11 protein-coding genes and 1 riboswitch are annotated in these 12587 nt (G+C 43.8%); of the genes, 9 read left to right on the top strand and 2 right to left on the bottom strand.

The genetic code is table 11. From position 1 onward, the window contains the following. Nucleotides 1-10 precede the first annotated feature (10 nt). Nucleotides 11-382, bottom strand: coding sequence for a VOC family protein (locus tag ABWY16_RS00055; RefSeq protein WP_353902604.1), 372 nt, complete (start codon nt 380-382; stop codon nt 11-13). A 527-nt stretch (nt 383-909) separates the two neighbouring features. Here ABWY16_RS00055 and ABWY16_RS00050 point away from each other — a divergent pair. After that, nucleotides 910-2121: an inositol-3-phosphate synthase gene (locus ABWY16_RS00050; protein WP_353902603.1), complete on the top strand. Its 1212-nt coding sequence runs from the start codon at nt 910-912 to the stop codon at nt 2119-2121. A 96-nt stretch (nt 2122-2217) separates the two neighbouring features. On the opposite strand, the gene ABWY16_RS00045 is transcribed toward ABWY16_RS00050, so the two are convergent. Beyond that, a complete protein-coding gene (locus ABWY16_RS00045) occupies nt 2218-3447 on the bottom strand; it encodes a peroxiredoxin family protein (protein WP_353902602.1) in 1230 nt (409 codons plus the stop codon). A 168-nt stretch (nt 3448-3615) separates the two neighbouring features. On the opposite strand from ABWY16_RS00045, the gene ABWY16_RS00040 reads away from it, so the two are divergent. The 8 genes from ABWY16_RS00040 to ABWY16_RS00005 form a co-directional block, all read left to right on the top strand. Beyond that, entirely contained in the window at nt 3616-4812 is a 1197-nt protein-coding gene (locus ABWY16_RS00040; protein WP_353902601.1) for a hypothetical protein, read from the top strand. Between the two features lie 154 nt (nt 4813-4966). Continuing rightward, complete coding sequence (locus ABWY16_RS00035; RefSeq protein ID WP_353902600.1) at nt 4967-6484, top strand: cobyric acid synthase; 1518 nt, start codon at nt 4967-4969, stop codon at nt 6482-6484. A 3-nt stretch (nt 6485-6487) separates the two neighbouring features. Further along, nucleotides 6488-7549 carry a pyridoxal phosphate-dependent aminotransferase gene (locus ABWY16_RS00030; RefSeq protein ID WP_353902599.1) on the top strand — a complete coding sequence of 354 codons (1062 nt, stop codon included), beginning with the start codon at nt 6488-6490 and terminating at the stop codon, nt 7547-7549. Beyond that, nucleotides 7534-8469: an adenosylcobinamide-phosphate synthase CbiB gene (gene cbiB, locus ABWY16_RS00025; RefSeq protein WP_353902598.1), complete on the top strand. Its 936-nt coding sequence runs from the start codon at nt 7534-7536 to the stop codon at nt 8467-8469. Before ABWY16_RS00030 ends, cbiB begins: the two co-directional genes overlap by 16 nt. 8 nt (nt 8470-8477) lie before the next feature. Beyond that, a complete protein-coding gene (locus tag ABWY16_RS00020; protein ID WP_353902597.1) occupies nt 8478-9014 on the top strand; it encodes an AAA family ATPase in 537 nt (178 codons plus the stop codon). 95 nt (nt 9015-9109) lie between these two features. After that, nucleotides 9110-9296: riboswitch (cobalamin riboswitch) on the top strand. 26 nt (nt 9297-9322) lie between these two features. Further along, entirely contained in the window at nt 9323-10492 is a 1170-nt protein-coding gene (locus ABWY16_RS00015) for an ABC transporter substrate-binding protein (protein ID WP_353902596.1), read from the top strand. Nucleotides 10493-10598: 106 nt separating this feature from the next. Then, nucleotides 10599-11627, top strand: coding sequence for an iron chelate uptake ABC transporter family permease subunit (locus ABWY16_RS00010; protein WP_353902595.1), 1029 nt, complete (start codon nt 10599-10601; stop codon nt 11625-11627). Continuing rightward, the coding region (locus ABWY16_RS00005; protein ID WP_353902594.1) for an ABC transporter ATP-binding protein at nt 11627-12587 on the top strand (961 nt) is incomplete at its 3' end. The genes ABWY16_RS00010 and ABWY16_RS00005, both read left to right, overlap by 1 nt.

Here is a 12587-nt window from a genome sequence, read left to right as displayed (position 1 = left end):
CTTCAGGTCATTACGCAGTAGTCAGCCACCAGGTGTTACCAAATGGATCTTCAACCCCGCCGCTCCTGCCATAATCCATATCAGTAACATCCGTCACTACGGAAGCCCCATGAAAGATAGCTCTGTTGAAAGCTTCATCGGCATCTCCAACATAGATAAACAGATTTCCAACAGCTTTTCCGTATTTATCTTTAGCTTCAGACAGCAATATCACGGTATGGCCAATCCTGATCTCGGCATTGAGGACAGTCCTGTTATCTTCTGCCATATTGATCAGGAGCACTTCAGCACTAAATACAGTTTGTATAAATTCTATAAACTCCAATGCGTTAACCAGCATCAGGTAGGGTATGATAGTCTGTTGATCTTTATAATTTTTCATTTGTCAGGTTTTGCTTTGATCCGCTATGATGCTGCATTGTATCTTCCAAATCTAAAGTCATACTATGCTGCAGTTTGTATCATGTAGCGGTTATCATCAAGCATAACAAATAATTATGGCAAGGGTTTGTTTTTTAAAGCCCGGCGAATTACAAACACCTCCTGTTGAATATTAAATCAATTTAGCTACCTAATTTTTATTGTTTTTGACTATCATTTAACGGTAATTACTTGATTTGTAATGAAATTTGACAGTAAATGCTGAACCTTTACAGTTTTTTTGCCCTTATTATTGCGAAATTGATTAAGCAATCTAATTTCAAGTCAATACCCTGAATTCTATACGTTCTGACTATGATGTTAAAGTTGTCAGAATGTAAAATTTAATCTTACGCGCGCTGATTTTACCGATATTGTTAACAACGATGATGGAAATTGTAATCTGATTTCTATTTTTGTGAGGATAGGGATGGACGGATTCTGTCTTTAAGAGCTCCGTCTTACAATTATGAACAACCAATTTCGATAATGCAAAACCAGGAAAAAAAAATCAGAGTTGCAATTTTAGGCGTAGGCAATTGCGCAAGCTCGCTCGTTCAGGGTGTAGAATATTATACAAAATTTAGTGATAAAGTATCAGGTTTAATGGCTGATGATATCGGTGGGTACAAAGCAGCAAATATTGAATTTGTATGTGGATTTGATGTGGATGACAGAAAAATAGGCACAGCATTAAAGGATGCAATTTTTGCTAAACCAAACTGTACTATGGTATTATATGCTGATGTAGAGTCAGAAGCACCCATCTACAGGTCGCCCGTTATCGATGGTGTATCACCGCAAATGTCTGCCTATCCGGAAGCCAGCAGGTTTGTTATTAAGGATGAACTTAAAAACACTGATATCCTGAAAGACGGTGTGTCTTATGATAAAAACCAGGTACATGCATTACGCGAAGAAATCATTGCCCAATTACGTGAGCATGAGGTAGAGGTACTGATCAACTACCTTCCGGTTGGGTCACAGCAGGCAACAGAATTTTATGCTGAGATCTGTCTGGAACTGGGAATCTCCCTGGTAAACTGTATCCCGGTGTTTATCGCTTCAGATCCTGTCTGGGAGCAAAGGTTTATTGATGCGGGTATCCCGATCATTGGTGATGATATGCGCAGCCAGTTCGGTGCAAGCATTGTATCGCAAATGCTGCAGGAACTTGCTTTTGAAAGAGGTCATCATGTAAAAGCACACATTCAGCGGAATGTAGGCGGAAATACAGATTTCCTGAATATGGAAGATAAAAACCGTTTGAAATCAAAAAAGATCTCCAAAGAAAATGTAATCAGGGCGCAGAACGATATCAGAGGCATCTCTACCGAAGATAGTTTCTTACATGCAGGTCCCTCAGAATACATCGCTTTTTATGGTGATAATAAAGTGGCAAACTTCCGTCTGGAACTGGAAGGGTTTATGGGAGCACCAGTTGTATTTGATGCACAGCTTTCTGTACAGGATTCACCAAACTCAGCAGGGGTGGTGATTGATGCAATCAGATACGTTTATGTAGCAAGGGAATTAGGCCTGGTTGGCGCATTGAGAGGTCCTTCTGCATCTACACAAAAGACTCCGCCGGAGCAGATGATGTTCAGCGATGCAATTTATGAATGCCATGCACTAGCTAAACGCGAACTGACCGCTTCTACCAGAAAACAATTAAAAGTTGCTGTAGCACAAGCTATTTAAACATACAAAGAGATTTGCCATGCAGGTCTTCCAAATATAAACCCCGCTCAGGCAGATTGCTTAAGCGGGGTTTGTTTTTATAGAAAGGGTAATAAATTAAATCTGGTTCTTCAGCAGTTTATTCATTTTCCGTTCAAACTCTTCTTTAAACTTCGTGTAATATTCCCCGGTACCAGGTCCGAAGAAGTCTGTAGTGATTTCAGCTACTTTGCCACTTCTGTCCAGAATCAGTGTTGTAGGGAAAACTTTGATGCTGCTCAGCTGAGGTAAGGTTTTTTCGGTACGCTGCGGGTCAGAAACCGTAACAGGAGTTATCAGCAGGGGATAATGTACGTCAAATCGTTTTTTAAATTTGCTCAGGCTGGCTTTAGACCTTGCCATATCAGTAGTATATTCATATGCCAGGCCAATCATCTCAACGCCGCGTTGTTTATTTTTATCATAGTAGGCACTCATGAAAGCAGTTTCATCCATGCAGTTGGGGCACCATGAACCCATCAGCTGGATCACTACAACTTTGCCTTTGAAACGGTCATCTTTAATAGATACCTGTTTTCCATCGAGATCAACAAAGCTGAAATCGAGTGTGCCATCTTCGCCATCTTTAAGTTTAGTTAAAGTCTCAGAAGGAAGGAGAACACCTGGATCTTTCAATGCGGACCATTCCTGAACAGGTGCTTTACTGCTGAACATTTTGGCATCAGTCAGTTCTTTATCTTTCACCTTAGCGGTAAAAAGCATGGCATGTACACCATCAAAAGTAGAGAGTTGTAAAAGATCTCCCGTTACAGTACCAGACAGAAAACGATAATCTCCGGAGGTGGTAAGTATCGATCCGGTGACTACATTTCCTTTTTGGGAAAAATTACCAATAGCCGGCTCATGGCCGTTCTGAAAATCGATCTTCCATTTCCCATCCACATTCTGTGTTGCATTTCCATTTACTGCTGCAAATCGGTATTGCTGTTTTGCGGTAGCAGTAAAAGGCATCTGCAAATCTTTGAGCGAACCCCTTTTTATCCAGGTTCCGGAAATACTATCTTTTGATATAATCTTTAGCTTAAATGAAGATTCAAAGACCGGCATGTCAATAAACATCGAATCTTTAACAGTAGTTACATCCTTTACGAGCATCTTTTCCAGCCCGTTCACCACATATAGTGTGGTCTTTCCTTTTTGTTGCTGAACATCCAGATTAAAAATGATATGATTTCCGTCTTCTCTGAGCAGAGAAGCACGCCAGGTGCCATTCTTAAGAACAGGATCGGCTATAGCTCCGCAGGATAGCAGAGCAAGCACACTAAACAGTGAGAACGTCTTTAACATATTTTAATTTTTAATTGTTTTTAACTCTATAATTAGTACGAAGATAAGGGATTCTTAATTAATCTACTGATCTTGTAGGGTAACAGTATTGTCACTCATATAATTTGATAGTTTAATCATCTGCATATCAGCAGAATTTCGTATATTGAATATACCAGATTAATGATCATGAACAGGTTGAAGGTTTTATTTTTCGTATTGCTGCTCTGTACTTGTTTTCCGCAGGTAAAGGCTCAGGAGAAGAAATTGCCTGTCGACTTTTATGGTCACAACTTCAATTTAGTGACAGATGGCACATTATCCGCAGAGCTTACCAAAGATCCTTCTCCTGCAGAGCTGAAAAAGGAATTTACAAAGCTGAATACTGCAAATTACAAGCCGGTTCTGGATTCCCTTCTGGCCTATAAAGCAAAATACCAGTTGAACGACTGGCTGTATTACCAGCTGATCCGCAAAGTGGCCCAGCAGCTTTGTCCGAAAGAAAATAACTATGGCAATTATACGCTGTATAAGTGGTTTATCCTTGCCAAATCAGGCTATGATGCCAGGCTGGCACTCTCCGGACACAGAATGATCTTCTATGTTTATAACGATGAAGATATTTCTGATATTCCCTTTTTTGATGTGGATAACAGGAAGTATATGTGCCTCAACTATCACGATTACGCTCAGGCTAACCTGAACGAGGATCCTCCTGTGCCGGTAAAAATTGATATACCTGAAGCCAGAAATGCTTTTTCCTATAAAGTTACCCGCATGCCGGATGTGAGCCCTGAAAACTACACTGAGCGAAAGCTGAACTTTACATATGAGCATAAAGAGTATCATTTTAATATCAGGCTCAACACTGCAGTTAAAACTATTTTTGCCAATTATCCGGGGGTCGACTTTGAAACCTATTTTAATATTCCCCTCAGCAAAGAAACCTATAGTTCGCTTATCCCATTACTGAAAAAAAACACCGGCAAGATGGATCAGAAGAAAGGGGTAGACTATCTGATGCGCTTTACACGCTACGCTTTTCTCTATGAAAATGATCAGGAGAATTTCGGCAAGGAGAAGCGGATGTCTCCCGAAGAAACCCTGTCCTCCACTTACAGTGACTGTGATGACCGGGCAGCACTTTTCTTTTATCTGGTAAAAGAGATTTACAATCTGCCAATGATAGCCTTGTTATATCCTACGCATATCACCATGGCCGTAGCGTTCAGCAAACCTGTTGGAGAACCAATCTGGTACCGTGGGAAAATATATTCTGTATGTGAAGCTACCCCGGAGACCGAAGATTTACCAGTTGGCAAGCTGGCCGCTAACCTGAAAAATGTTCCCTACAATATTGTTTATCAGTACGATCCCCATTATTAATTTTATCGCTATCAGCTTCAATGAATACTGCTGGAATGACCGTTTCGCCAGGATGGTCATGGTCTTTCGTTTCCCGCTTCCCTGTAAATAATTTTTTCTATAGAATTGAATATGCCCTTGTAAGCTGCGGGATAAAAGTGTACAATTGCAGTTGATGGAAATGCAACATAAACTCAGGCCTGTCATGTTCGTAGGAACATCATCTGATGTAGGGAAAAGTGTGATTACAGCGGGATTTTGCCGGATATTTAAGCAGGATGGTTATGCGCCCGCGCCTTTCAAAGCGCAAAATATGTCGCTCAACAGTTATGCTACGCCCGAAGGACTTGAAATCGGTCGCGCACAGGCTGTACAGGCCGAAGCTGCGGGCATCCCATGTCATACAGATATGAATCCTGTATTGCTTAAACCTACTACAGATAAAACTTCGCAGGTGATCCTGAACGGTAAATCCATCGGCAACCAGACTGCTAAGGAATATTTTATGTCGGGCGACCGCAGTGCTTTGTTTGAAGAGGTTAAGCTGGCCTATGCAAGACTCGCCTCGCGATATCATCCTATAGTGATGGAAGGCGCAGGGAGCATCTCAGAACTCAATCTCAAAGCAAGAGACATCACCAATATGCGTATGGCGATTGCCGCAGGTGCAGCAACTTACCTCATTACTGATATTGACAGGGGTGGCATATTTGCCAGTCTCTATGGCACCATGCAATTATTGGAGCCGGAAGAAAAAGCCTGTATCAAAGGTATAATTATCAATAAGTTTCGCGGCGATGCCAACCTATTCCTGGAAGGGAAGAAGATTATCGAGGATCTTTGCGGGCTGCCTGTAATTGGGATACTCCCTTATTTCAGGGATATCCATATTGAAGAGGAAGATGCCGTAGCACTGCAGCAAAAGCGGAGAAATGCAGTAAAGGGTAAGGTGAACATTGCAGTAGTACTGCTGGGCAGAATGTCTAATTTCACGGATTTTGACCGTCTTGATAAAGATCAGAGATTAAATTTATATTATACAGATACTGAAAACGGAATTGCTGAGGCTGATATTATCATCCTGCCGGGAAGCAAAAACACAATAGGGGACCTCATCGAACTAAAAAATAACGGACTGGCTGCTGCCATTGTCAATTCGCATAAAGCCGGCAAAACCGTCGTTGGCATTTGCGGAGGTTATCAGATGATGGGAGAAATGATCTCAGATCCCCTGCAGGTAGAATCGTCAATGGGAGAGCTCGCAGGTCTGGGTATTTTACCCGTACAAACAGTGCTGCTTGCAGACAAAACCACACGTCAATGCACTTTCACTTACAGGGACTATCCGGAGCAATGCAAAGGATATGAAATCCATATGGGCGAAACCAAATTATCTGGTCTTAAGGAACACCTCAATTTATCAATTGCTACCGAAGGTGCAGCTAACTCTACAGCCAGACTGGCTGACGGGCAGACTGACGGATATTATGTTTCCGGGAAGTGCTGGGGTTCTTACCTTCACGGGATACTCGATAATGCTGTAGTGATCAATGAACTGGTAGCACCCTATACCGATGAAAAGGTTGAGAGCACAGACTACCAGTCCTTCCGTGAGCAACAATATGATAAGCTGGCGGATTTGTTAAGGGCAAATCTTGATATTGAAAGAGTTTATCAGCATTTAAAAGCTTAGGTTATGCTTCAGGGACACGGAGACGACGGATATTTGCATGGCAAAACTCTACAGGCTGATTTCAGTACAAATGTGTATCATGGCGGAGCACCTGAAGGCCTCAGGGAACATTTGTTTACGCAATGGGATAAGGTAACGCGTTACCCGGAAGTAATCGCAGAAAGCCTGAGCAGGAAGGTCGCAGCTCATTATGACCTTTCCCCTGATCATATTCTGGTGACCAATGGCAGTACAGAGAGTATTTACCTGATTGCCCAGGCCTTTAAAAATAAAAGAACTGCGATCATTATCCCCGCCTTTGCAGAATATGAAGATGCCTGCCGCATGCACGGGCATGAAATTACTTTTATCGCCTGGGAAGATTTTGAGGAAAAAATCAGCGTTCAGGGAGCAGGGCAGATTGGCGGTAGCGGGGCAGATGGCTTTCTGGAAAATACGGATCTCCTTTTTATTTGTAACCCCAACAATCCTACAGGTAAAGTGATTCTCAATCTGGAAGAGCTAATCATAAAATTTCCTCAAACATTATTTGTTGTAGATGAAGCTTTTATAGAATTTACTTTGGCTGTTACTTCCGTTACAGACCAGGTCCCAAAATACAATAATGTGCTGGTTATGCGTTCCATGACCAAGGCATACGCTATACCTGGATTACGATTGGGATACATAGTTGCAGCACCCTTCCTGATCAATAAGCTGAAGTCGGAGAAGTTACCCTGGACAGTCAATGCGATGGCTCTGGAAGCGGGGCATTTTATTTTCGACCGCCTGGAAAGCTTGAAACTGCCTCTAGAACAATTATTACAGCACAAAGCTGATTTCGTCAAAAAACTGGAAGCTTCGCCACTAAAGATTTATCCGGGGCACACCCATTTTTTCCTTGCAGAAACACAGTGGCAAAATGGTGCCATGTTGAAAAGTTTCCTGCTGGATAAGTTCAATATTCTGATAAGAGATGCTGGGAACTTCAGAGGCCTCTCTGAAAAGCATATCAGAATTGCTACCTTAACTCCCCTAAAAAATCAACTGCTGATCGACGCCTTAACAGAATGGAAACATATATAATCATCATTATTCCATTGCTGGCAGGCTACCTGCTCGATCTGGTGCTTGGAGATCCACAACGCCTGCCACATCCGGTGCGCTTTTATGGCAACCTCATCAGTCTTGCCGAAAAGCAGCTGAATAAAGGGAAGTACCGGTTTTTTAAGGGAATGGCGACGGTATTGATCTTGTGCGGAACAACATATTTGTTCTTTTACAGCATCGTGCACTTCCTGCTTTTATATGCTGTACCGGTATATTTTCCTTTTGCTACAGCATTTATTTTTTACGGACTGGCTAACAAAAGCCTCATCACCGAAGGGAAAAAGGTATTTGATGCTTTACAGTATAAGGGCCTGGAAGCAGGGAGGGAGCGTCTTTCCTGGATTGTTGGACGTGATACTTCAGCGCTTGATACCCAGCAAATCCGTAAGGCTGTATTTGAAACGATGTCTGAAAACCTGAGTGATGGGGTAGTAGCACCATTGTTCTTTTATTTCATTGCAGGTGTGCCGGGCATGCTTACCTATAAAATGATCAATACGCTCGACTCCATGATTGGATACCGGAGCGAAAGATATGAGTACTTTGGTAAGTTTGCAGCGCGGCTTGATGATATAGCGAATTTTATTCCTGCACGCATCACTGCGATTCTCATGCTGCTGGTCAGCCTAAGTGTGCGTGGATGGCGTTTTGTGCTGAAGTATGGACACCAGCACAAAAGCCCGAATGCGGGCTATCCGGAAGCCGCACTGGCAGGAATACTGGATGTCCGGTTTGGCGGCCCCAACGTTTATCATGGTATAATGGTAGACAAACCCTATATTGGCAGCAATGACAGAGAGATCAGGCATGAAGAATTTAAGGTAGTGAGCAGTATCAACCAGGGAGTCTGTTTGCTTATGGTCTTATCTATAACGATCTACTTTTTTCAATTGTAGTATTTAGCATGGGGCTTATCAAAAGATATATCATCACCGGTGGTCCGGGGTCCGGCAAATCCACACTGGTAGACGGCCTTGAAAAAGCAGGTTATGCCTGTTCTGCAGAAATTTCCCGGGTAATGATCAAGGCAGAGGTAGCAAAAGGTTCTGACTGCCTCCCCTGGCTGGATATTTCCTGTTTTTCTGATAAGGTGATTGCAGAAATGAAAAGGGCCTGGCAGCAGAGTGCGGAAAATGCGATGACATTTTTTGACAGGGGCATTCCTGATGTAATTGCTTATCTTAAACTCGCAGACCGGCCAGTACCTGAGCGATATTTATCAGACTTATCCCGGCATCCTTATGAAAAAGAGGTCTTTATTCTTCCTCCGTGGAATGATATTTATGTAAACGACTCCGAGCGCTGGCAAAGCTTCGAAGAAGCTACCGCTATCTACCAGGCAATCAGGGAAACTTATACCGGATATGGCTTCAAATTGACGGAGTTGCCAAAAGCATCCGAAAGTGCCCGGATCGGGTTTATCCTGGACGCTATCAAATAATAGGTTTCCCGGCTATACAATACCTTCTTCTACACCCAATTATATTTTTACAGCAAAATAATTCGCCCCTGCTTAATCAGAGTTGAAAAATTTCGCTTAGGTTTGCAGCATTAGGTAGTATTTCTAAGGAATACTTTAATAGGGAATACTGGTGTAAATCCAGAACAGTCTCCGCTGCTGTAAACCTCGTTACAAAATAACTATTGAGATGCCACTCTCTGCAAAGAGGGGAAGGCGATAGTTAGAGGAAGTCAGAAGACCTGCCTTTTAAACGTTTACTTACGCTTTCGGAAGAAAGGCAAACAGTTATGATGAGAAAAATAAACTATCTCCCGCTGACAGGTATAAATTCCTGTGTGCTGGTTTTCCTGTTGCTGATAAGTTCATGCAGGCAGGCGCCAGCTTCAAAAAAGCACGATTCCGCAAAAACCGGCAGTGCTGAGCTCAAATATGCCAAAGGTTTCGCTATCGATTATTATGAGGGCTACAAGATCGTAAGTATTTATTCGGGCATAGGGCCTACCGCAGATACCACAGAGTATGTATTGCTGGCAAAAGGTGCCAAGGCTCCTGAAGGATATACAAAAGCACAGCTGATCACTATCCCTGTTAGGAGTATAGTAGCAATGTCTTCCACTCATGTTGCCCAGGCAGACTTTGCCGGGGTGGCCGGCACAATAGTGGGTTTGGGCAGCTTCAAATATATAACCTCGCCTGTGGTAAGAAAAAACATTGCTGCCGGTAAAGTAAAGGATGTAGGTGTTGACGGAACAATGAATGATGAAATGCTGATCAGTATGAAGCCCGGTCTGGTGATTGTGATGGGCAATCCTGACGCTAGATTCAGCAAATATGAAACACTTACGAACGCCGGTGTATCTGTAATGCTTAATTCAGAATGGCTGGAAACAACTCCGCTCGGTCGCGCAGAATGGGTAAAGGTAATGGCCGCGCTGACCAATAAGGAAGAGCCTGTAAGCAGAAAATTCAATGCGATAGAGAAGGAATACAAGCGGCTGGCGCAAATTGGCCGGAATGCAAAAACCAAACCTTCAGTCATTAGCGGTATGCCTTACAAAGGCGTTTGGAATGTTCCCGATGGGGATAGTTACATGGCCCGGTTTTTCAAAGATGCCGGAACAAATTACAAATGGAGCAGCATAAAAGGAAAAGGCAGTTTGGCGCTGAACTTTGAAACTGTTGCTCCTGAAGCACTGAAAGCTGATTTCTGGCTGAATGCAGGTTATGTGGATTCTAAAAAAGATATCCGGGCTATTGATGCGCGCTATGCCGATTTCAGGCCTTTTAAAACCGGAAAAGTTTTCAATTTTAATAAGAGGCTGAATGACCTGGGGGCTAACGACTACTGGGAATCGGGTGCGGTGAGTCCGCATCTGATCCTGGCCGACCTCATTAAGATCCTGCATCCAGAACTGTTGCCAGGGCATCAGCTCTTCTACTATAAACAGTTAAACTGATACTGCAGGGCCACTTCATTATTAAGAATAGTTAAACCCTGTAAGGTTATTCATTATGAGTGATCTAAAATCTGATAAATAAATATTTTATACAAATTTTACTGCATTGAATAAGATAAAAATTCTGGTATTGCTGACACTTTTCGTGACAGCTTTCCTGCTTGATGTGGCACTGGGCTCCGTCCATATTCCTGTAAAGGAAGTGGTCAGGATTCTATTTACAACAGATGCCGGCAATGAAAGCTGGATCTATATCATAGAAAAGATCAGGCTGCCAAAGGCATTGACGGCTATCATTGTTGGCTGCGGACTGTCTGTCAGCGGACTGCAGATGCAAACCCTTTTCCGTAACCCGCTGGCTGGTCCCTCAGTGCTGGGAATTACTGCCGGGGCAAGCTTAGGCGTAGCCCTGGTGATGTTTTCCCTGGGAAGCCTCACCAGTCTGTACACCATCCGTGAACTGGGGATTTCCGGTAGCTGGTTAGTGATTATTGCTTCATCTTCAGGCGCCGCCCTGATCATGCTGGTGATTGTTACAATCTCTTCTTCGCTGAAAGATAATGTGATTGTACTGATCGTTGGCGTGATGATCGGAAATATCACGCTTTCACTGATCAGCATCTGGCAATATTTCAGTTCCCCGGAGCTCATCAAGGATTACCTGATCTGGACGTTTGGCTCGCTGGGAGGGGTAACGGGCAACCAGCTGTTCCTCCTCACTGTGGTTGTAACTGCCGGCCTGCTGATCTCCTTTTTTTCCTCCAAGATGCTCGATGCATTATTGCTCGGAGATAATTATGCCCGCAGTATGGGGCTGACAGTTAAGCGGGCCCGGTTATTCATTGTCATCAGCACAAGCATTTTAGCCGGTGGAATTACTGCCTTTTGCGGCCCGATAGGTTTTATCGGTATTGCAGTTCCTCATCTTGCCAGGGCCTTGTTCAATACTTCAAGTCACCGCATACTAATTCCGGCTTGCTGTCTGGTAGGTACCGTTCTGATGCTGGTATGTGATATTGTGGCACAACTTCCCGGAAGTCAGATAGTTTTACCAATTAACGTAATTACAGCTTTAATAGGCTCGCCGGTGGTGATCTGGATTATTGCGGGGCCACGTAAACTAAGAGGATTCTGATGGGACAGCCAATCTTACAAACTACAGACCTGACCATCGGTTACCATACCCGAAGTAATCAGTCGAAGACCATTGCAGGACCATTGAATTTGTCCCTGTATCCGGGGGAGATGATTTGTGTGCTTGGACCAAACGGCTGCGGCAAATCAACTTTGCTCCGCACGGTGGCAGGTTTACAAAATCCGGTATCCGGTACAGTCAGGCTCAGCGAAAAGAACATGGCGCAGCTGAAACCTGAAGAACTGGCGCGGCAGATCAGTCTGGTGCTCACCGATAGTGTGCGTAACGGAAATCTGGATGTGTATACGGTGATCGCTTTGGGAAGGTATCCATATTCCGGCTGGCTGGGCATCCTGAGCGGGGCAGACAAAGCTGCGATAGCGCATGCAGTTCAGGTAACCGGCACTTCTGATTTTCTGAGCCGTAAAATAGACAGCCTGAGTGATGGCGAATGCCAGAAGGTGATGCTGGCCCGGGCAATGGCCCAGGATACACCACTGATTATCCTGGATGAGCCTACAGCACATCTGGACCTGCCCAGCCGTATCCAGCTGATGCGGCTCTTACATAAACTGGCTAAGGAAAACCACAAGGCTATACTGATCTCCACGCATGAGTTGGACCTGGCATTACAGGTAGCTGATCAGATCTGGCTGATGGACAGTACAGGTCATTTAGCCGCAGGTCTGCCGGAAGAATTGGTCCTGGACGGCTCTTTCCAGCGGGCTTTTGATAAGGACGGGATCTCATTTGATACGGCCACGGGTACTTTCCCTGTTCATGATACCGGTAAAGAAACATTGACACTCAGAGCTGAGGGTGCTGCCGCGTTCTGGACAAGGAAGGCACTGACGAGAAAAGGCTATGTAGTGTCAATGGATGATCAGCTTCAATCAAATGTGGTTACAATCGTAGAAACCCGCGGAATTACCCAATGGACAATAGAAAAACAAGGGCAGA

This window comes from Pedobacter sp. (assembly GCF_040513095.1).
Taxonomy (GTDB): domain Bacteria; phylum Bacteroidota; class Bacteroidia; order Sphingobacteriales; family Sphingobacteriaceae; genus Pedobacter.
The sequence above is the reverse complement of the archived record's forward strand: the minus strand, read 5'-3'. Positions and strand labels throughout refer to the sequence as shown.